The sequence below is a fragment of the Kribbella sp. NPDC049227 genome (genome assembly GCF_043197265.1).
GTDB lineage: Bacteria > Actinomycetota > Actinomycetes > Propionibacteriales > Kribbellaceae > Kribbella.
This window is the reverse complement of sequence record NZ_JBICST010000004.1, coordinates 326789-346564: the sequence shown is the minus strand read 5'-3', so window position 1 is coordinate 346564 and position 19776 is coordinate 326789. Positions and strand designations below refer to the sequence as shown.

The 19776-nt window shown below is 68.3% G+C and carries 20 protein-coding genes; 9 read left to right on the top strand and 11 right to left on the bottom strand.

From position 1 onward, the window contains the following. Window positions 1-265: 265 nt before the first annotated feature. The gene (locus tag ACGFH6_RS19350; protein ID WP_393385417.1) at window positions 266-2173 is read right to left on the bottom strand and encodes a penicillin-binding transpeptidase domain-containing protein; all 1908 of its coding nucleotides are present in this window, start codon (window positions 2171-2173) and stop codon (window positions 266-268) included. Between the two features lie 274 nt (window positions 2174-2447). On the opposite strand from ACGFH6_RS19350, the gene ACGFH6_RS19345 reads away from it, so the two are divergent. After that, on the top strand, window positions 2448-2777 hold the full coding sequence (locus ACGFH6_RS19345; RefSeq protein WP_393385415.1) for an L-rhamnose mutarotase: 330 nt from the start codon (window positions 2448-2450) through the stop codon (window positions 2775-2777). On the opposite strand, the gene ACGFH6_RS19340 is transcribed toward ACGFH6_RS19345, so the two are convergent. The 6 genes from ACGFH6_RS19340 to ACGFH6_RS19315 all read right to left on the bottom strand — a co-directional run bounded on the left by ACGFH6_RS19340 (window position 2774) and on the right by ACGFH6_RS19315 (window position 8901). Further along, window positions 2774-3682, bottom strand: a complete 909-nt coding sequence (locus ACGFH6_RS19340; protein ID WP_393385413.1) for a TIGR03620 family F420-dependent LLM class oxidoreductase — start codon at window positions 3680-3682, stop codon at window positions 2774-2776. The genes ACGFH6_RS19345 and ACGFH6_RS19340 overlap by 4 nt on opposite strands. Before the next feature lie 34 nt (window positions 3683-3716). Beyond that, window positions 3717-4415 carry a pirin family protein gene (locus ACGFH6_RS19335; RefSeq protein WP_393385411.1) on the bottom strand — a complete coding sequence of 233 codons (699 nt, stop codon included), beginning with the start codon at window positions 4413-4415 and terminating at the stop codon, window positions 3717-3719. A gap of 11 nt (window positions 4416-4426) precedes the next feature. After that, window positions 4427-4933, bottom strand: coding sequence for a DinB family protein (locus tag ACGFH6_RS19330; protein ID WP_393385409.1), 507 nt, complete (start codon window positions 4931-4933; stop codon window positions 4427-4429). Window positions 4934-5045: 112 nt separating this feature from the next. Then, entirely contained in the window at window positions 5046-6434 is a 1389-nt protein-coding gene (locus ACGFH6_RS19325) for a S1C family serine protease (RefSeq protein ID WP_393385407.1), read from the bottom strand. A 101-nt stretch (window positions 6435-6535) separates the two neighbouring features. After that, a complete protein-coding gene (locus ACGFH6_RS19320) occupies window positions 6536-8212 on the bottom strand; it encodes a sensor histidine kinase (RefSeq protein WP_393385405.1) in 1677 nt (558 codons plus the stop codon). Beyond that, window positions 8209-8901 (bottom strand): response regulator transcription factor, encoded by a 693-nt coding sequence (locus ACGFH6_RS19315; RefSeq protein ID WP_131364960.1) that lies wholly within the window; start codon window positions 8899-8901, stop codon window positions 8209-8211. Before ACGFH6_RS19315 ends, ACGFH6_RS19320 begins: the two co-directional genes overlap by 4 nt. A 138-nt stretch (window positions 8902-9039) precedes the next feature. Here ACGFH6_RS19315 and ACGFH6_RS19310 point away from each other — a divergent pair, with 138 nt between their 5' ends. Next, window positions 9040-10041 (top strand): acetamidase/formamidase family protein, encoded by a 1002-nt coding sequence (locus ACGFH6_RS19310; RefSeq protein ID WP_393385402.1) that lies wholly within the window; start codon window positions 9040-9042, stop codon window positions 10039-10041. On the opposite strand, the gene ACGFH6_RS19305 is transcribed toward ACGFH6_RS19310, so the two are convergent. Further along, window positions 10034-11011, bottom strand: coding sequence for an LLM class F420-dependent oxidoreductase (locus tag ACGFH6_RS19305; protein WP_393385400.1), 978 nt, complete (start codon window positions 11009-11011; stop codon window positions 10034-10036). The two genes, ACGFH6_RS19310 and ACGFH6_RS19305, sit on opposite strands and share 8 nt — an antisense overlap. After that, entirely contained in the window at window positions 11008-11916 is a 909-nt protein-coding gene (locus ACGFH6_RS19300; protein WP_393385398.1) for a DMT family transporter, read from the bottom strand. The genes ACGFH6_RS19305 and ACGFH6_RS19300 overlap by 4 nt, the downstream gene beginning before the upstream one ends. A 62-nt stretch (window positions 11917-11978) precedes the next feature. Between ACGFH6_RS19300 and ACGFH6_RS19295 the strand changes: the two genes are divergently transcribed. Next, window positions 11979-12470, top strand: coding sequence for an Lrp/AsnC family transcriptional regulator (locus ACGFH6_RS19295; protein ID WP_131364966.1), 492 nt, complete (start codon window positions 11979-11981; stop codon window positions 12468-12470). A gap of 76 nt (window positions 12471-12546) precedes the next feature. After that, complete coding sequence (locus ACGFH6_RS19290) at window positions 12547-13758, top strand: pyrophosphate--fructose-6-phosphate 1-phosphotransferase (protein WP_393385396.1); 1212 nt, start codon at window positions 12547-12549, stop codon at window positions 13756-13758. Between the two features lies 1 nt (window position 13759). Here ACGFH6_RS19290 and ACGFH6_RS19285 read toward each other — a convergent pair whose 3' ends face one another. Together ACGFH6_RS19285 and ACGFH6_RS19280 are read right to left on the bottom strand one after the other, a co-directional pair. After that, a complete protein-coding gene (locus ACGFH6_RS19285) occupies window positions 13760-14200 on the bottom strand; it encodes a low molecular weight protein-tyrosine-phosphatase (RefSeq protein ID WP_393385394.1) in 441 nt (146 codons plus the stop codon). 164 nt (window positions 14201-14364) lie between these two features. Continuing rightward, window positions 14365-14751, bottom strand: coding sequence for a phage holin family protein (locus ACGFH6_RS19280; RefSeq protein ID WP_393385392.1), 387 nt, complete (start codon window positions 14749-14751; stop codon window positions 14365-14367). Window positions 14752-14955: 204 nt separating this feature from the next. Between ACGFH6_RS19280 and ACGFH6_RS19275 the strand changes: the two genes are divergently transcribed. Genes ACGFH6_RS19275 through ACGFH6_RS19255 form a run of 5 tightly spaced genes read left to right on the top strand, consistent with a single transcriptional unit; the run spans window position 14956 to window position 19745 of the window. Then, window positions 14956-15996: a DUF4185 domain-containing protein gene (locus ACGFH6_RS19275; protein WP_393385390.1), complete on the top strand. Its 1041-nt coding sequence runs from the start codon at window positions 14956-14958 to the stop codon at window positions 15994-15996. Then, window positions 15993-16718 carry a FadR/GntR family transcriptional regulator gene (locus ACGFH6_RS19270; RefSeq protein ID WP_393385388.1) on the top strand — a complete coding sequence of 242 codons (726 nt, stop codon included), beginning with the start codon at window positions 15993-15995 and terminating at the stop codon, window positions 16716-16718. The genes ACGFH6_RS19275 and ACGFH6_RS19270 overlap by 4 nt, the downstream gene beginning before the upstream one ends. 21 nt (window positions 16719-16739) lie before the next feature. Beyond that, the gene (locus ACGFH6_RS19265) at window positions 16740-18023 is read left to right on the top strand and encodes an ABC transporter substrate-binding protein (RefSeq protein WP_393385386.1); all 1284 of its coding nucleotides are present in this window, start codon (window positions 16740-16742) and stop codon (window positions 18021-18023) included. Next, window positions 18020-18949 carry a carbohydrate ABC transporter permease gene (locus tag ACGFH6_RS19260; protein WP_393385384.1) on the top strand — a complete coding sequence of 310 codons (930 nt, stop codon included), beginning with the start codon at window positions 18020-18022 and terminating at the stop codon, window positions 18947-18949. Before ACGFH6_RS19265 ends, ACGFH6_RS19260 begins: the two co-directional genes overlap by 4 nt. Next, window positions 18936-19745 (top strand): carbohydrate ABC transporter permease, encoded by an 810-nt coding sequence (locus ACGFH6_RS19255; RefSeq protein ID WP_393385382.1) that lies wholly within the window; start codon window positions 18936-18938, stop codon window positions 19743-19745. The genes ACGFH6_RS19260 and ACGFH6_RS19255 overlap by 14 nt, the downstream gene beginning before the upstream one ends. Window positions 19746-19776 lie beyond the last annotated feature (31 nt).

Below are 19776 nucleotides of genomic sequence, written 5' to 3'. Positions count from 1 at the left end.
CGAGCGCCGAATGGGGCGGGCGGAGGTTATCCGGGTCTCATGTCTGGTGGTGTGCAGTTGGACAGGAGGTATCCGGTCGGCGGGTAGTGCAGTTGAGCGTGCGTGAGTTCTGTGTACGGAGTATCGCGGGTGCACTACCTGTCGAGCTGTCCTCTCCTGTCGGCATCGAGTCGTGGATTCAGTGCGAATCGGCTCGGTTCGGGGACCTCGATTCACGACTCGACGACCCCCGGCGATCCGCGACCTGGTGCCGGGTGGTCACAGCTCACTTCGTGTGGCTGAGGAAGTTTTGGACTATGGGGCCGGCTGCCTTCCCGCCGGAGGCGCCGCCTTCGACGATGACGGCGAAGGCTACGTCGCCGCGGTAGCCGACCATCCAGCCGTTGGTGACGACCTTCCCCTTCTGGACGACCTCAGCGGTACCGGTCTTCGCGCCCACCGCACCGTTACCCGCCAGCAGATGCGCGGTGCCGTTGGTGACGGTGGTCCGCATGAAGGTTCGCAGCGCCGCAACGGTTGCCGCAGGCAACGGAGAGGCGGCTGCCCCGGCGGCGTCCTTGCCCGGCACCAGGACCGGCTTCATCGCGGTCCCGTGGTCGACCGCCGCACCGATCAGCGCGACCGCCAGCGGGCTCGCGGTGACCGTGCCCTGACCGATCATCGAGGCCGCCTCGGCGGTGTCGTCCTTCGGCGCCGGCACCGAACCGCCGTACGCCGAGATCGACAGGTCGAGTTCACGCCCGATGCCGAACATCGCCGCGGCCTTCGTCATGCCGTCCTTCGGCAGCCGCCCGTGCTGCGAGATGAACGCCGTGTTGCACGACTCGTTGAACGCCTTCTGCATCGTGCCCGCGCCGTACGCCGCCAGCCCGTCGTAGTTCTTGAACGACTTGCCGAACACGTTGATCGTGTTCGTGCACGGCAGCGTGGTCGCCGCGGTCTCGCCGCTGCCCAGCAACGCCGCCGACGTGACGATCTTGAACGTCGACCCGGGCGCGTACCGGCCCTGGAAGGCGCGGTTGTAGCTGGCCGGCGTCGGCCCGTTCGCCGCCGCGAGGATCTGACCGGTCGAGGCCTGGACGGCGACCAGCGACGCCGGCAGCTTGCTCGTCGCCAGCGCTGCCTCGGCCGCCTGCTGCATCTTCGTGTCCAGCGAGGTCTTCACCGGCTTGCCGACCGTGCCCTGCTGGCTGAAGACCGTCTTGATCGTCAGCTTGGTCTTGCCGTCCCGCAGCGTGACCGTCCCACCCGGCGTACCGGCGAGCTGCTGCTGGAACGCGTACTGCAGGCCCGTCGTCCCCACCTGGTCACTGGCCGACGCGCTCGGGCCGGCGTTCTTCAGCGTGTCCTCGGTCGCGGTCCGCATGGTGCCGATGATCGATCGCGCGAACGTCGGCGTCGCCGCCAGCGACTGCGTCCCGCCCATCGTCAGTACGCCGGGCAGCTTGCCCATGATCGGCCGCAGCCGGTTCCACTCCGCGGACCGGATCGTGATCGCCTCGACGAACTGCCCGGCCGGCGCCGCCTTCGCCCGCGCAGCCAGCTTCGCGCCGTCCACATCGAGGTTCTTCGTGAAGGCGGCGTACGTCGCCGGCGTCGCGACGGTGCCCGACGTCACGCCGACGATGACGACCGGACGGTTCGCCGTCAGCGCGGCGCCGTTGCGGTCCAGGATCGAGGCGCGCGCGGGCAGCGCCCGGACCCGCTTGAGGTAGTTCGCATCCCCGAGTCCCGGGTAGATGGTGTCGCCGGAGGCCTTGATCTTCCACGCGTCGCCGGCCTTCACTGCGATCGCCGTACTGGTCCACTTCATCGTGCCGATGCCGCGCAGGTCGGCCTCGACCGCCAGGTCCTGCGTGCAGTTGCTGCCGTCGGTGCACTTCGGGTCGCCCTGCGGCGTCACCTTCACCGTGTTCGCGATCAGTGCGCTGTCCACGTCGTCGAGCCGCTTGCCGAAGACCGTCGGGTTGTCGGTGAACGCGGCCGCCGCGTCCGGCTTCCCGTCCGGCGCCCAGGCCTGCACCCAAGCGTCGGCGAACTGCTTCACCACCTCGGCGGACGCCTGCTTCTCGTCGTTCGGGTCCGGCTTCCCGCCTGCTCCTGGTTTGCTGTCGGAACAACCAGCGGTGATCAGCAGACTACTCAAGCAGACGATGGCAGCGGTTCGCTTCACGTTTCCAACTCTCGCACGACGACGGATGGACACCTGGGACAGTCTTCGGCGTGTGGCTGTCAGCCACGAGGGCGAAAGTACTCAACCCATGCAAGTACGACGCCGGTAGCCCCGCCGGAGTTGGCCCAGGTACGCCGTTCGTCCGCGCCGGGTCGGCCGTGGATCGCCAGGACGAATCAGGACCGAGACGCAGCGTGAATCACCGCGCCGGAGGTCTACCGCGATCGCGGAACGCCGTGAACACAGGGTCACCACCGGCGTATTCTGCTCCTTTGTGACCCGCCTTGCTCTGCACAGCCGGCTGATTCCCGGCACCGAAGAGGCCTACGAGCTCGAGCACGCTCGCGTCTGGCCGGAACTGATCACCGTGATGCACGCCGCCGGGATCTCCGACTGGTCCATCTGGCGCAGCGGCAGCGATCTGTTCCACCTGGTCGAGTGCGACGACTTCGAGGCCGCCACCGCACAACTGCGCGACGACCCGGTCGACCAGCGCTGGCAGCAACACATGAGCCAGTTCGTCGCAGGCTTCGCCCAGAACCCGGAAGGCGTCGCCGGCCAGTCCCTACGCCACGTCTGGACAATGAGCGAGCAGACTTCCTAAGGCAGAGCGGAGCGCAGCTCGGCCAGTTGGTCGACGATGCCGGTCAGATCGTGGGCGATCGGCTGGATCAGTACGTGGTCCGCACCGGCGTCGAGGTGCTCCCGCACTCGGGCCGCGATCGCATCGGGACCGCCGTACACGAACAGCGCATCGAGCAATCGGTCACTTCCGGCGTCGTCCGGAGCGAAGCCGAGCCGCCGGAAGTTCGCGACGTACGGCGACGGCTTCGAGAAGTCGGTCAGCGAGCCGTAGATGCCGCGGATCAACTCTCGCCCGGCGGCCGGATCCTCGGTGAGGACGACGGCCTGCTCGGGGATCAGCAGCTTGCCGGAGCCGAGTTCGGCGCGGGCGAAGGCGGTGTGCTCGACCGGGACGAGGAACGGGTGCGCCCCGTCGGCCAGTTCGGCAGCCAGAGCAAGCATCTTCGGACCGAGGGCGGCCAGGACGCGCGGATAGTGCGTGTCCGGTGGTCCGTCCACCTCGTCCATCCGGGTCAGGTAGTCACGCATCCGGCTGAGCGGCCGGTCGAAGGTCTCGCCGAGCCGGTCCACCACGACCGGCGCACTCACCCCGACGCCGAGCACGAAGCGATCCGGGTACGCCGATGCCAGTGTGGCCGCACCACCGCGCATGGCTTCCGGAACGCGGGCCCACAGGTTCGCGATCCCCGTGCCGACGACGAGCCGCGCACTGTTCGCCAGGAACTGTCCGTGCCGGGCGAAGGCCTCGCCGCCGACGAGCCGCTCGCCCGTCCACAACGATCCGTAGTCCAGTGCCTCGATCCGCCCGACCTCGTGGGCGATCACGGTGGCCGGACTCGCGTCGACGACCATTGGCGGCACCCACACCCCGACGCGTCCCGCTCGCCGTACGAACCCGTCGACCACATCCGCGCGTGTGTTCACGCATCGGACTATACCGGAGGGTGCCTCCGTTTTGTCAGGTCATCTCCCACACGAGCAACTCGGCGCCGTCCGGGCCGGCGGTGATGCGGGCTCCGTCGAAGGCGGTCAGGCGCGCGGCGTCCGACGTACCCAGGTCGCCGGCGCCCTCCAGGGTCGCCGTTCCCTGAGCGACGAAGAGATGGACGTACGGCGCGGATGGCAAGGCAACCGTGACCCCTGGGACCAGCCGGGCGACGGACATTCCGGCGGAGCGCTGGTTGATGCGGATGGCGGCGCTGGCAGCGTGCTTCGGCAGACCGGACGCGACGGGGACGAGTTCGCCGGTCGTCAGATCGATCTCGCTCTGCTGGTACGACGGCGGCAGGTCGAGTTCGTCCGGGCGGACCCACATCTGCACGTAGTGGACCGGCTCGGCGCCGTCGTTGCGTTCGGAGTGCCGGATGCCTGACCCGGCGCTCATCCGCTGCGCCAGCCCCGGGTAGACCACGCCGCTGTGTCCTTGCGAATCCTGGTGCGCCAGAGCACCACGCAGTACCCAGGTGACGATCTCGAGGTCCTGGTGCGGGTGCGTGTCGAAACCGGTGCCGGGGGCAACCGTCTCGTCGTTGTGTGCGAGCAGGAACCCGAACCCGACGTTCGCCGGGTCGTAGTGCGGCCCGAACGAGAACGAGTGCCGGGAGTCCAGCCACTCACTCGCGGTCTGGAAGCGATCGTCGGCCCGCCTGATCTCCACACTCACAAGGTCTAGTAATACCCCTTCTGGCCGTCGAGCAGCTCGCGCATGGTGTCGAGATGGCCGACGTGGCGGGCAGTCTCCTCGAGCATGTGGAGCAGCATCCACCGGAGCGTGGGCTGGTAGTCCGCGTCCTTCCCGACCTCGTCGAGCGAGTGCGCCGCGACGATCTCGTTCGATTGCGCGCACTGCGCCTCGAACTCGTCCAGCAACTGAGCCAGCGGTACGCCGTCCACCCGCATGTCGGCGTTCTCCGGCTCCTTCTGGAACTGCGGGTTGCCTGCCTCCGGCTCGCCCAGAAAGATGACGTTGAACCAGCAGTGCTCGGTCCATCGCATATGCGACACCAGTCCAGCCGGCGTCATCAACGGCGACTCCGGAAACACCACCCGATGCTCGTCCGCCTCCGGCAGCCCGTCCAGCTTCCACCGCACCAGGGCCCGCTGCAGATCCAGCCACCCGATCAACTGTGTGCGCTCATCAGCAACAAGGGGCGGCCGTTCCCGCGAAAGAGTCATGGCCGGACGCTAACGTGCGCCCCCTGCCACCGCACCGCATTTACCCACGAATAAGGGACTGCGGCCGCTCGGTGGGCGGCCGCAGTCCCAACCAGGGAGGAATGCCGTGGTGTCAGCCGGTCGGGTTGCCGTTGTCGGACCCGAGGGTGGCGGTCACCGACTGGGCCTTTCCGTTGCGGGTGAAGTCGATCTTCACCTCATCGCCCGGGCGGTGCGAACGGACCGCGGCGACCAGCGCGTCCCCTGACGAGATCGCCTTACCGTCCACAGCGGTGACCACATCACCTGCTTGCAGACCGGCCTTGTCCGCCGCACCGCCGGACGTTGCCTCGCCGAGGCGTGCCCCTGAAGAGAGCCCGTCGGAAGACTGCGCGTCGCCGACCGTCACTCCGAGCCGTGCATGCGTGGCCTTGCCCTTGGCCACCAGCTCGTCGATGATCGGCTTGGCCTGGTCGATCGGGATAGCGAAGCCCAGGCCGATGTTGCCGCCTTCGGATTGTCCCGATCCGCCGGCGGTTTTGATCGCGCTGTTGATTCCGACCACCTGGCCGGCGAGGTCGATGAGGGCGCCGCCGGAGTTTCCGGGATTGATCGCGGCGTCCGTCTGGATTGCTGGGAAGACTGTCGTACTGTCCTGCTGCTCGTCGCCGGAGGTGACCGGGCGGTTCAGCGCCGAGACGATCCCGCTCGTCACGGTCGCCTCGAGGCCGAACGGCGAACCGATCGCCACCACGCCCTGCCCGACGCCGAGCTTGCCGCTCTGCCCCAGAGTCGCCGGGGTGAGGTCGGTCGCGTCGGCGTGGATCACGGCCAGGTCGGTCAACGGGTCGGTGCCCTTGATCGTGGCCGGTACGGTCCGCCCGTCGTTCAGCATCACGGTGATCTGCGCACCGGGGCCGCCGCCGGCGACCACGTGGTTGTTGGTGACGATCAGGCCGTCCTTGCTGATCACGATGCCGGACCCGGTCGCCGCGCCCTGCTGGGACGCGACGGCGATCTTCACCACGCTCGGCAGCACCTTCGCGGCGGCGCTCTGCACCGAACCGTCCGGAGCCGCGGCAGGCGCGGCCTGGTTGCCGTTCAGCGGCGCCGTCACCGACGGCGTCGCGCTGGAGTCATTGGTGGCCGAGTACACAGCCGCACCGCCTACGCCGCCCGCGGCACCGACCAGAAGCGCGGTCAGTGCCACCGCCGCCAGGCCACGCCGTTTCGGCTTGGCAGGCTCCGGCTGGTGTGCCGGCTGCGGGCCGAAAGGCGGCCAGTTCGATCCGGGAGGCGTCCCCTGATGCGTCCCCGGCGCTCCGAACTGCGGGTAGGCACTCCCACCTGAAGGGTGCTGACCCGGTCGCTGCTGACCACCGAGCGGCGCGAACTGCTGCTGCTGGTGCTGTCCGTAACCAGACAGCGGCAACTGCTGCGTCCGGTCCGGCCCCTGTTGCTGTGGGTTCTGGCCGGGCTGGTTCTGCGGCTGTTGCGGCTGGTGCGGCTGGTTCTCGGTCATGAGAAGTACTGTGCGGGCTGGACCTGAGAAGGCCCTGAAGATCCCGTCAAAGCAGCCGAAGAACTCCATGAAGATCCCCTGAAGGATCAGTCAAGGCGCTGTCAGCGTGTCTGCGTGGCCGCGTGCGGCAGCCACAGCGTGAACTGCGCACCGGCGCCCGGCACGTTGCGGGCGTAGATCATCCCGCCATGCTGCTCGGCCGCGTGCTTCACGATCGCCAGCCCCAGCCCCGAACCGGGCCTGCTGCGCGCCTCACTGGACCGGTAGAACCGCTCGAACACATGCGGCAGGTCCGACTCGGCGATCCCCGGACCGGAGTCCGTGACAGTCAGTACGCCGTCCAGCAGCCGGACCGTGACGAGTCCGGACGGTCGCCCGTCGCTGTGCAGAGTGGCGTCCTCGGGGGTGCTGTACTTCGCTGCGTTGTCGAGCAGGTTGGTCACTGCGCGTCCGAGCAGCCGTTCGTCACCCCACACCGGGAACGGTGTGAGCTGGACGTCCCACTCCAGCCCCGGCGCACGGCGCCGTACCTTGATGACGGCGTCCTCGACCACGTTGGACAGCTCGATCAGCTCGGCGTTGCGGACCTGTGGTGTGTCGCGGGCCAGCTCGGTGAGGTCGCCGATCAACGTGGTCAGCTCGTCCATCTGTGCGCGTACGTCGTCCAGCAGTTGCTGCCGGTCCTCGGGCCGGAGGCCACCACGCTTGTCCGCCTGGGCCAGCAGATCGAGGTTGGTGCGGATGCTGGTGAGCGGCGTCCGGAGTTCGTGCCCGGCGTCGCCGACCAGCCGTCGCTGCCGGTCCTGTGATCGGGCCAGAGCCGCGAGCATCGCGTTGAAGGCCTGGGCCAAGCGGGAGATCTCGTCCGATCCGGACACCGGGATCGGCTTCAGATCCTCGGTCTGCGCCACATGCTCGGCCGCACCGGTCAGCCGAGCGAGTGGCCGGAGTCCGGACCGCGCGATCGCGTTGCCGGCCAGCGCCGCACCGATCACGCCGATCAGGCCGAAGGCCCACAACACCACGCCGAGGTTGTGCAGCGTCCGGTCGATCGGGGCCAGCGACTGGGCTACCACCAGCGCGGCAGGCTGGTAGAGCTCGGGATCGGCCTGGCAGTTGACGCCCAACGGGCAGTAGTGCGCGGGTACGGCGACCACGCGGAAGTGCGAGCCGCCGTTGCGGACGCCGACGGTCCGCAGACTGGCCTCGTTCCCTTGCGCCTGGGCTATCGCGATCTCGTCGGGGCCCATCGGTGGGACCGGGCTGTTCGCCGCCCCGAACGTCTCGCCGTCCGCGCCGATCATCCCGACCCGGATGTCGCTCAGACCGAGCGCGTCGGAGGAGACGGTCCGCAGGTTCTGCAGGTTGGTCAGCACGCCCTTCTGCGCGGCCTGGGCGACCCGGTTGGTCAGGCTGTCGTCGAGGTTCTGGTACATCTGCTGGCGCACGGTCATGTACGCCGCGATGCTCACGATCGCGACGGCCAGACCGACCGCCACCGCGGCCAGCAGGGTGACGCGGGCGTGCAGGCTGAGGGTGTGGACCTTCTCCTGCCACCAGTCCTGGGTCCGGGCCGCGGTCGCGACCATCCGGTTCCCGTTGCCGTTGGCAACAGGCTGAGCGGGCTGACCAGGCTGGCCGGGCTGACCCGGCGGAACGGGCTGTGGTACCGGTCCGGACGGCTGCGGTTGGGGTGAACGCGGCGCAGGACCGGACTGAGCGGCGCCCGGCGGACGGCCGGCGTACGAGGGGAAGTCGTCGGGGTGTTGCTTGCTCACGGTGGGGTGTCTCTCAGCACATAGCCGATGCCGCGGACGGTGTGGATCAGCCGGGGAAGGTTGTTGACCTCGGTCTTACGGCGCAGATAGCCGATGTAGACCTCGAGGGAGTTGGCGGTGGTCGGGAAGTCGTAACCCCAGACCGCGTCCAGGATCACCGCGCGCTCGAGCACCCGGCGCGGGTTGCGGATCAGCAACTCGAGCAGGGAGAACTCGGTCCGGGTGAGGGGGATCGGTACGTCGCCGCGGTGCACCTCGTGCGCGTCCACGTCGACCACTAGGTCGGCGTACTGCAGGATCTCGCCGCGCTGGCCGCCCTCGCCGGGCGTGGTGCTGCGGCGGAGCAGGGCGCGCAGCCGGGCCAGCAACTCCTCGAGTGCGAACGGCTTCGTCAGGTAGTCGTCGCCGCCGGCGTCCAGGCCGTCGACCCGGTCCGCGACCGCGTCCCGGGCGGTCAGCACCAGGATCGGGATGTTGTTGCCCGCGGCCCGCAGGGCCTTCGTCGTCTCCAGGCCGTCCAGGCGCGGCATCATCACGTCCATCACCACGACGTCGGGCTCGACGTTGCCGATCACGGCCAGCGCCTCGGCGCCGTCGGAGGCCGTCACCACCTCGAAGTCGTTGAACTCCAGGGAACGGCGCAGCGAGTCCCGGACGGCCCGGTCGTCGTCCACCACCAGTACGCGCATCGTGCTCCCCGCTCGTCCTGAGTCCGGACAGCCCGGAATGACCGTCCGCGTGTCGAGATTAGGCCGTCTCTGTGAGAATCGCCTGAGAACCCGCTGATCGCTCGCCCATTCCCGCCGTACGCCGTAGGTTGCTGACTCGTGGACATCCTCGACTTCAGCCCCGAGCCCGAGCAGTTCGCCTGGACCTTCGGCGGGGTTCCGCCGGTACGCCGGGTCAAGCCGGGCACCGCCCTGCGGTTGTGGACCGAGGACGCGTACTGCGGCACGCTGCGCAGCACGACGGACCTCGCCAGCGCCTCACTGAAGATGCCGTTCGTGAACCCGCAGACGGGCCCGTTCTACGTCGAGGGCGCCGAGCCCGGGGACACCCTGGTGCTGCACTTCGTCGACCTGACGCCGGCCCGGACCTGGGGCGTGTCAGCGACCATCCCGTACTTCGGCGGCCTGACCAGCACCGACCGGACAGCGACGCTGCAGGACCCGCTGCCGGAGCGGACCTGGATCTACGAGGTCGACTCGGACAAGCAGACCGTCGGGTTCCAGGCGCAGGGCAGCGACCTGGAGCTCGCGCTGCCGATGGAGCCGATGCTGGGTACGGTCGGTGTCGCGCCGGCCGCGGGTGAGGCGCGATCCTCGCTGGTCCCGGACATGTTCGGCGGCAACATGGACACGCCGGAGATGCGGGCCGGTGCGACCTGCTACCTCAACGTGAATGTCGAGGGTGCACTCTTCTCGGTCGGCGACGGGCACTACCGCCAAGGCGAGGGCGAGTCCTGCGGGACCGCGGTCGAGGGCGCGATGAACGTCGTACTGATCGTGGACCTGGTGAAGACGCCGGGACCGGTCTGGCCGCGGATCGAGAACGACGAGTACCTGGCCGTGGTCGGGTCGAGCCGGCCACTCGAGGACGCCTGGCGCGCCGGGCAGGTCGACATGGTGCACTGGCTCGGTTCGCTGTACGGGCTGGACAAGCTGGACGCCTACCAGTTGCTCAGCCAGATCAGCGAGGTGCCGCTGGCCAACGTGGTCGACGTGAACTACAGCGTGGTCACCAAGGTCCCGAAGCGCCTGCTGCCGGCCGCGGACGTCTACACCGGCATCCACCAGCACCTGCGCGAGCTGGCGGCCACCCTCAGCTGAACGCCGGCACGACCTCCTCCGCGAACCGTTGCAGCGGTTCGTGGTCGTACGCGACGCCCGGGATGTAGACGATGACGTACTCGACGCCGGCGTCGGCCAACTGCTCGATGTGCGCGCTGAGCTCCTTGGTCGTGACGATTCCGGCGCGAAGGTCCGGCGGACCACCACCGGCGCCGATCTCGGTGAACTCCTGGACGCTGTAGCGGCCACGGGCCTTCGCCGTCGCGGTCGCCGGATCGGCGCCGGATGCGATCGGGAACACGTTGATACTGGTCGATTTCACGATCTCGTCGTAGTCCCGGCCGAGCTCGTCGCAGTGCGCGCGCAGTACGGCGAGCTTCTGCTTGACCAGCTCGGGTTTGCCACTGCCGAAGTTGCAGGCGTCGGCGTACTTGGCGACCAGCCGGAGGGTGACCTTCTCACCGCCGCCACCGATCCAGAGCGGTGGCTGCCGGCGTGGCTCGACGTACGGCCGGTCGACCGAGTGGTACTTGCCCTGGAAGACGACGTCCTCCTCGTGCCATAGCCGGTGGATCACCTCGACGGCCTCGGTGAACGAACCCATCCGGTCCTTGAGTCCGGTCCACGGGTACCCGTAGGCCTTCCACTCGTGCTCCGACCACCCGGCGCCGATCCCGGCGTACAGGCGGCCGTGGCTGGCGACGTCGACGGTGGCCGCGATCTTCGCGTACAGCGCGGGGTTGCGGTAGCCGTTGCAGCCGACCATCTGGCCGATGTTCACCCGCTGGGTGTCGCGGGCGAGAGCCGCCGTCGCCGTCCAGGCCTCGAAGACGGTCTCGCGGACCGGCTCGGGGACCGTGTGGAAGTGGTCGAACAACCAGATCGAGTCCCAGGGCCCCGCGTCGGCGGCGCGGGCGACAGCCGTCATGGCCTCCCACTGCTCGACCGGGTCCTTGATCTCGACCAGGTCCATCCGCCAGCCCTGCGGTACGAAAACGCCGAACTTCATCGGATCCTCCCGGTACGACGTGAGATCGCGACGCCGGTGAGACACAAGGCACCGCCGGCCAGTGCGAGCAGAGCGGGTGTCTCACCGAGGAAGAGCCAGCCGAGGGCGATGGCGACGACCGGTACGGCGTATACCGTCGCGCCCATCTTGCCCGCGCTGGTCCGCCGGAGAGCGAACGCCCAAGTGGTGAACCCGAGCGCGGTCGGGAAGACCGCCAGGTACACCGCCCACCAGATCGTCCCGGCGCTCGCGGAACCGAGTTCGTCGATCAGGGTGGGAGCGAACGGGAGGCAGACGACCGCGCCGATCGTGCAGGCGAGCCAGGTCACCTCTGCCGCCGGGAGCCGGCTCAGCAGCGGCTTCTGCGTCACCACGCCGATGGCGTACGACGCGGCCGCGGTGATGCAGAGGATGACACCCCAGGTTTCCGCTCGGCCGGTGGAGGTCGACGTACCGATCAGCACGATGCCGCCGAACGCGACGAGGCTGCCGAGGATGACCTGGCGGGGGAAGCCTTCGCCGAGAGTGAGACCGGCGAGCAGGGCGATCAGCAGCGGGGCGATGTGGACGAGCATGGCCGCGGTGCCGGCGTCGAGGCGACGTTCGGCCTCGTTCAGTGTGAGGTTGTAGACGCCGAACCAGAGCAGCCCGCAGGCCAGCAACTGCGGCCAGTCTCGCTTGCCCGGCCACCGGCGTTCGGGGACTTCACGCCGGGGACGGAGGAACAGGAACGCACCGAGAAGTACGCTGCCGAGGCCCAGGCGGATCAGGGCCAGGGCACCGGCGGAGAACTCGGTGCCGACATGCCGGATGGCGACGAACGACGAGGCCCAGAGCACGACCGTCACGGCCGCTGCTCCGGTCGCCAGCCCTTTCTGGGGCGGTGCTTCCACGATGGTTGCCACGTGATTACCCTAGAAATCGCATCCGCCGTTTCCCATGGCGAAACGAGCCAAGGAGCCAACTGATGGTTGCTGGAACGAACGCAGAAGGCGTGCAGTCCCTTCAAACTGAAAAGCCGCTGCTCGATGCCCTGAATGTTCGACTGCTGACCGAGCTGACAGCCGATCCGCGGCTGCGCACCACCGAACTGGCGCGCCGGCTCGGAGTCTCGGCGCCGACCGTGCGCGAGCGGGTCACCCGGTTGGAGGAATCCGGCGTGATCCGCGGCTACCGGCTCGAGGTCGACCCGGCCGCGCTCGGGCTGCCGGTCGCGGCCTGGGTGCGGCTGCGTCCCGGTCCCGGTCAGATCCCGAGGGTCATCGAGCTGGCCGCGCGAACGCCGGAAGTCGTCGAGTGCCACCGCATCTCCGGTGAGGACTGTTTCCTGATGCGCGTCCAGGTCGCCGCCATCGCCAGTCTCGAGGACGTGCTCGACAAGTTCCTCGTCCACGGCCAGACGACCAGCTCCTTCGTCGTCTCCACCCCGGTGCCGCCCCGCTCGGTGCCGCTGGAGTGAACCCCAACCACCGCTGAGAGTGGTCTGCCTCACTAGGCTGTTGGCGACTTCAGCGACCTCTGGAAGGACCTGGACCATGGCTGCCGACAAGTCTGTCCGCAGAGTTGCCCTGCTCACCGCCGGCGGGCTCGCGCCCTGCCTGTCGTCCGCCGTCGGCGGGATGATCGAGCGCTACACCGAGGTGGCGCCCGACGTCGAGATCATCGCCTACCTGAACGGGTACCACGGCCTGCTCAGCGGCCGGTACGTCGAGGTGACGCCGGAGGTACGGGAGAAGGCGTCCGTGCTGCACAAGTTCGGCGGCAGCCCGATCGGGAACAGCCGGGTCAAGCTGACCAACACCGCCGACCTGGTCAAGCGCGGCCTGATCGCCGAGGGCCAGAACGCGCTCCAGGTCGCGGCCGAGCGGCTCGTCACCGACGGCGTCGACGTACTGCACACGATCGGCGGTGACGACACCAACACCACCGCGGCGGACCTGGCGGCGTACCTGCACGAGCACGACTACGACCTGACCGTGGTCGGCCTGCCGAAGACGATCGACAACGACGTGATCCCGATCCGGCAGAGCCTGGGTGCGTGGACCGCGGCCGAGCAGGGTGCGCTGTTCGCCCGCAACATCATCGGCGAGCACAGCTCGAACCCCCGGATGCTGATCGTCCACGAGGTGATGGGCCGCAACTGCGGATGGTTGACCGCGGCAACGGCCCGGGAGTACCGCGACTGGTGGAAGCAGCAGGAGTGGAACCCGGGCATCGGCCTGGACGCGGCCGGCTGGGACGTGCACGCGGTGTACGTGCCGGAGGAGACGATCGACCTGGACGCCGAGGCGGAGCGGCTCGGCAAGGTGATGGACGAGCACGACTGCGTCAACATCTTCCTGTCCGAGGGTGCCGGCGTGGAGTCGATCGTGGCCGAGATGGAGGCCCGCGGCGAGAAGGTCGGCCGGGACCCGTTCGGCCACGTCAAGCTGGACACGATCAACCCGGGTGCCTGGTTCGCCAAGCAGTTCGCCGAGCGGATCGGCGCCGAGAAGACGATGGTGCAGAAGAGCGGCTACTTCAGCCGGTCGGCCGCGGCCAACGACCGCGACCTGGCCCTGATCAAGGAGTGCACCGACTACGCCGTCGACGCGGCGCTGCGCGGCGAGAGCGGTGTGGTCGGCCACGACGAGGGGCGCGGCGACGAGCTGCGCGCGATCGAGTTCCCGCGGATCGCCGGCGGCAAGAAGTTCGACCCGGGCGTCGACTGGTTCGTCGCCTTCAAGTGGGAGATCGACCAGCCGTAGGTCAGGCCCTGGTCCGGAGGCGGTCGACCCAGGCGTCGGCCGCCTTCTCGATCTGCGCGAGGACGTCGTCGAACCCCTCGTCGTCGCCGTAGTACGGATCGGGTACGTCGACGTCCGCGAACAACTGGATCGGGACGGCCGCACGACCTCGCCGGGTCAGCGCGGACAGGTGTCCCGAGTCCATCGCGAGGACGAGATCGCGCTCCGCGAACCACTCGGCCCGGAACTGCCGGGCCCGATGCGGACTGCCGTCGTACCCGCGCCGGCGCAACGCGGCCGCGGCCCGCAGGTCCATCGGGTCGCCGGCATGCCACCCGCCCGTGCCCGAGCTGGTGACCTGCACGTCGTCGATCCCCGCCTCCGCGAGCTTCGCCCGCAGCACGACCTCCCCGATCGGCGACCGGCAGATATTCCCGCTACAAACGATCTCGACCCGTCTCACCTAGTGCTCCCCACCGGGTGTCTCTTGGCGCTTCTGGCGCCCAGGCACGCACCTCGCGGCACTTGAGGAGCATCCACGATGTTCCGCATCGAGGACGCTCCTCAAGCACCGCGATGCACGCACCTGAACACCAGAATCACTCAAGGAACACCCGGCGGGGAGCACTACTTGATCTCCGCCTTGTCCGGGAGGACGGCGTTGATGATCACCCCGACGACGGTGATGATGAACGCGCCGAGCAGCGCGTTCCAGAAGCCGTCGACGTGGAACTGCACGTCCAGCTTCCCGGTGATCCACGAGGTGAGCAGCAGCATCACCGCGTTGATGACGAAGGTGAGCAGCCCCAGCGTCAGGATGATGAACGGGAGCGACAGCAGCTTCACCACAGGCTTCACGATCGCGTTCACCACACCGAAGATCGCGGCGACGATGAGCAGCGTGAGGATCCGCCGGCCCGTGGTCGCACCCTGCAGAGTGATCCCGGCGACGATCCAGCTGGCGATCGCCAGCGCGACCGCGTTGGCGAGCAGCCTGATGACCAAGTTCTTCATGCCGTCGATCCTCCCACCCGGGCGGTAGCACGCAGGCCCGGCGCCACCCTGATCCGACCCCTGACCTTGACACACTAATGACCAAGTGATCTGATCATTTTCATGTTTCGACGTCGGTGGGTAGCTGCGGTCGGAGTTGTGTCGTTGACCGCTGGAGCAATCACGTCGCCTGCGGTTGCCTCCGGGACACCGGATTGCAGCGCGGTGCGAACCAACTGGTCGGCGACCGCGCAGCCGCACGCCGCGCCCGAGTCGCTGCTGAACGCCTACAGCAACACCGGCAAGGGCTGGACCGGTGCGGACAGCACCTATTCGGTCCAGCTGCCCGGCGGCCGGACCGCGTGGATCTTCTCGGACACGTTCCTCGGCCCCGTCAACCCGGATGGCAGCCGTCCGGCCACGACGCCGTTCATCAACAACTCGTTCGTGGTCCAGCAAGGCAAGACGCTGAAGACCGTCACCGGCGGTACGTCGGCCAACCCGACGGCGCTCCTGCCACCGCCCGCCGACGGCTGGTACTGGGTCGGCGCGGCAGCGACCAGCCACGCCGGCCGGTACCTCGACGTCACCGCACTGCGGTTCGAGAAGACCGGTCCGGGTCAGTGGGACTGGCACTGGGCCAGCAACTACCTCGCGCGGTTCGACAGCAAGACGCTCAAGCTGCGCTCGCTCACCCCGCTCCCGTCGGCCGCCAACGTGCAGTGGTCCGCCTGGCTGCTGAGTGACCGCGACTACACCTACATCTACGGCGTCGAGGACCTGGGCAGCTCGAAGTACCAGCATGTCGCGCGGGTCCGTGGCGATGACCTGACCGCGAAGCCATGGGAGTACTGGACCGGCTCCGGCTGGTCGGCGGACGAGACCGCCTCGGCCCGAGTGCTGGAGGGCGTCGCCAACGAACACAGCGTGACGCGCTGGCACGACGGCTACGTGCTGGTCACCCACGACACCACCGAGCTGTTCAGCAAGCGTGTCCTCGGGTACTTCTCCTGCTCGCCGACCGGTCCGTTCGTCAAGCCGGTCGAGCTCTACCAGACCCCGGAGACCGGAGCCACCGGGAGCTACGGGAACGCCAACATCATCACGTACAACTCCCACGACCACCCGGACCTGCGCCGCGGCAACACGCTCCTGGTCAGCTACAACGTCAACAGCCTCGACGCCAACACCGACCTGTACGCCGACGTGAGCATCTACCGGCCCCGGTTCGTCGGAGTGACGCTGACCCCGGCGGGAGCACAGTGAGCTCGTCGGGTGGCGTCGTACGCCGGAGCCTTCTCGACGACCTGGCCGCGTCGATGCTGGGGCTGATCGCCGACCGCAAACTGTCGTCCGGTGACCAGTTCGAGTCGGTGCGATCGCTGGCCGACCGCTTCAAGGTCGCCGTACCGACAGTGCGGGAGGCGCTCCGCCGGCTGGAGGCCACCGGCGCCGTCGAGCTTCGGCACGGATCAGGCGTGTACGTCGGTCCGCACGTCGGCCGGCTGGTTCTGGCCAACCCGCTGGCGCCGACGCCGTCGGCGGACCGCCTGGTCGAGTTGCTGCAGGCGCGGGCGCTGATCGAGCCACCGGTCGCCGCGGTGGCCGCCCGGGTCCGCACCGAGGCCGCACTACGGCAGATGGAGCGTGACCTGGCCGCTGCCGCCGAGCTGGTCGAGACCGGCGACCACGCCCAGTTGGCCGAGGTCAACATGGACTTCCACCGCTCGCTCGCGCAGGCGTCCGGGAACGCGACGCTGGCCGAGGTGGTCGAGTCCGTGACGGTCGTCAACGTCCGCGAGCAGTTGGAGATCCTGCACATCCACGGCGACCGGCAGACCGATCTGGACGAGCACCGGGCCATTCACGCGGCCGTCCTGGCCGGAGACTCCGAGCTGGCCGAGCGGCTGACCCGCGAGCACCTCGACGGAGTCCTTGCTGTCATCAACGAACGTGTCAACCCGCCCCAAGACCCCAGCACCCCCTGAGAGCTGAGAGGACGCACCACCATGCGACGCATCACCAATCGGAAAGCACTGACCGCTCTGGCGGTGGCCGGCGCGCTCATGCTGTCCGCCTGCGGGGGCAATGGCGGCTCGAATGCCGCCAAGGGCGAGGACAAGCCGGTCGACTCGCTGAAGTTCTACAACGACAAGGGCGGCTGGAAGGACGCCTTCGTCCAGGTCGGCGCCGCCAGCAAGAAGGACGTCGGGGTCGGGATGGAGCCGGTCGGCTACTCCGACTCCAACACCTACACCGCGTTCATCCGGTCCTCCTTCCGGACCAAGGAGAAGGCGGACCTGTTCAGCTGGCACACCGGCAAGGAGCTTCAGGATCTGGTGGACCAGAAGCTCGTCGCCGAGACCACCGACCAGTGGACCAAGGCAGTTGCTGACGGCAACATCCCGGAGCAGCTGAAGCCGTACTTCACCTTCGACGGCAAGCAGTACTGTCTTCCGCTGCTGGCGGGCTACTGGGTGATGTACTACAACAAGGCCGTCTTCAAGAAGGCCGGGATCACCGAGACCCCGAAGACCTGGCAGGAACTGATGACGGTGGCCGACAAGGTCAAGGCCGTCGGCGTGAAGCCGTTCTACCAGACCAACATCCTGTTCAGCTTCGTCTGGTTCGAGACGCTGCTGGCCGGCAAGGACCCGGACCTGTACGACGCCCTGGCTACCGGGAAGGCGAAGTACACCGACCCGGGTGTGGTCGAGGTGATGAACGAGTGGAAGAAGATGATCGAGGCCGGCGACTTCAGCGACCCGGGCTCGAAGACCGAGCCGCAGGCGCAGCTGAAGAGCGGCGCCGTGGGAATGATCAACTTCGGCACCTGGTTCAGTGGCAACCTGAACACGCTGAAGATGAAGGCCGGCACGGACTACGACTTCTTCCTCATCCCGAACGTGAATCCGTCGCTGCCCAAGACCTCGATGATCTTCGAGACCGGTCCGGTCTGCTCGGCCGCCGCGAGCGACCACGCCTCGACGGTGAAGAAGTGGACCGACTGGTGGGTCACGCCGCAGGCGCAGACCGCCTGGGCGAACGCCCGCGGCGACCTGTCCTTCAACCCGAAGGCCGAGGTCAAGGACCCGGGCCTGGCGAAGCTGAACAAGGACGTCGGCGGTGACGGCTACCGGCTGATCAACCGCTGGTTCGAGGCCACGCCGGTGCCGGTGGCGAACAAGGCGCTCGAGGTGTTCGGCGCGTTCGTCACCAAGCCGGGCGACCCGATGCCGGGCCTGCAGAAGATCCAGGCCGAGGCGGACGCCTACTGGGCCAAGCAGAAGTGACCTCGACCATCGAGCGGCCGGCACCCGTCAAGCGCCGCGCGACTGGACAGCAGTCGGCGCGGACGGGTGCCCGGGCTGCGCCACTGTTCGGCCTGCCGGCCGTGGCCGTGGTCGCACTGCTGCTGTACCTGCCGTTCCTCTGGACGACGTACGTCAGCTTCACCGACTACGACGGCCTGGCCTCACCGATCTGGTCCGGGCTGGCGAACTACAAGGCGATGTTCAGCGACCCGGATCTCACCGGTGCGCTGGTCAACACGCTGCTGTGGGTCGTCGGCATGGTGACTCTGCCGGTGGTGCTCGGGCTGCTGATCGCCGTACTGACCTATGGGCACAAGTGGGGCACCTGGTTGCGGTTGCCGTTCCTGCTGCCGTACGCGATCTCCGGTGTGGCCGTGGGTGTCATCTGGGGCTTCGTCCTGCAGCCGGACGGCGCGCTCGGGCAGATGCTGGGGTTCTTCGGCCTCCCGGGTGCGCACACCGGCTGGCTGCAGGCCGGTCCGGGCAACACGCTGATGATGATCGTGGCCGTGACCTGGCAGGCGGCCGGTGTGAACGCACTGCTGTTCGTGGTCGGGCTGCAGTCCATCCCGGCCGAGCCGCTGGAGGCCGCCCGGCTGGACGGTGCGGAGGGCTTCCGGCTGTTCTGGCACCAGCTGTGGCCGCAGTTGCGGCCGATCACCACGGTCGTCATCGGCCTGTCGATCGTCGGCAGCCTGAAGACGTTCGACGTGGTGTGGGTGATGACGCAGGGCGGCCCCGGTACGTCGTCGGAGACGCTCGCGCTGTCCATGTACAAGGAGACGTTCGTGCTGAACGACTACGGCCAGGGCGCCGCGATCGCGTTGTTCCTGAGCCTGGTCACCTTTGCCGCGTCGATCCTCTATCTCCGCTACCAGTTGGGAGATTCGCGTGAGCAGGGTTAAGACTCCGTTCCTCGTCGTCCTCGGGCTGATCTGGCTCGCGCCGGTGTACCTGCTGATCGTGAACGCGTCCAAGGCCGTCGACGGGTACGACGCGGCGACCGTGTGGAAGCCGGCCGGGTTCTCGCTGTTCACGAACTTCGCGGACGCGTGGAACAAGGCGGCACTGGGCGACACGCTGGTGGCGACGACGCTGTACAGCGTGATCGCGCCGGTGCTCGCGGTCCTGATCGGCGCGGCCGCCGGATACGCGATCGTCGTACTGAAGCTGAAGCGCGGGTTCCTGTGGTTCGTGTTCATCTTCGGTGGCACGATCTTCCCGCTGCAGATGATCCTGATGCCCCTGTTCTCCGGGTACGCCGACTCCGGCCTGTACGACACCCGGGTCGGGATGATCGTCGTCTACACCGCGATCAGCGTGCCGTTCTCGGCGTTCGTGATGCGGAACTTCTTTACCGGGATCGCGCGGAGCGTGTTCGAGGCCGCGGTGGTCGACGGCGGCGGACTGTTCCGGATCTTCCGCAGCATCTACCTGCCGATGGCGGGTTCGGCGCTGGCCGCGATCTTCATCCTGCAGGCGACGTTCGTCTGGAACGACCTGTTGCTCGGCCTGACCTTGAGTCAGTCGGAATCGGTCCGCCCGATCATGCCCGCCCTGACCGGCCTGCAGAGCACGTACGGCGGCGCCGCCCTGCCCACCGTGCTGGCCGGCGGGCTGCTCGTCTCGCTCCCCACCGTGATCTTGTTCCTCGCCGCCCAACGCTTCTTCTCCCGGGGCCTCGCCCTGGGCCAGTTCTGAAAGGACACATATGCCGCACGATCCTGGCGCC

Coding starts and splice junctions, on each gene's coding strand:
- ACGFH6_RS19280 (WP_393385392.1), bottom strand. CDS start 14,751: ATGAAGAACTTGGTCATCAGGCTGCTCGCCAACGCGGTCGCGCTGGCG.
- ACGFH6_RS19330 (WP_393385409.1), bottom strand. CDS start 4,933: ATGACTCTTTCGCGGGAACGGCCGCCCCTTGTTGCTGATGAGCGCACA.
- ACGFH6_RS19290 (WP_393385396.1), top strand. CDS start 12,547: ATGGCTGCCGACAAGTCTGTCCGCAGAGTTGCCCTGCTCACCGCCGGC.
- ACGFH6_RS19305 (WP_393385400.1), bottom strand. CDS start 11,011: ATGAAGTTCGGCGTTTTCGTACCGCAGGGCTGGCGGATGGACCTGGTC.
- ACGFH6_RS19325 (WP_393385407.1), bottom strand. CDS start 6,434: ATGACCGAGAACCAGCCGCACCAGCCGCAACAGCCGCAGAACCAGCCC.
- ACGFH6_RS19265 (WP_393385386.1), top strand. CDS start 16,740: ATGCGACGCATCACCAATCGGAAAGCACTGACCGCTCTGGCGGTGGCC.
- ACGFH6_RS19295 (WP_131364966.1), top strand. CDS start 11,979: ATGGTTGCTGGAACGAACGCAGAAGGCGTGCAGTCCCTTCAAACTGAA.
- ACGFH6_RS19315 (WP_131364960.1), bottom strand. CDS start 8,901: ATGCGCGTACTGGTGGTGGACGACGACCGGGCCGTCCGGGACTCGCTG.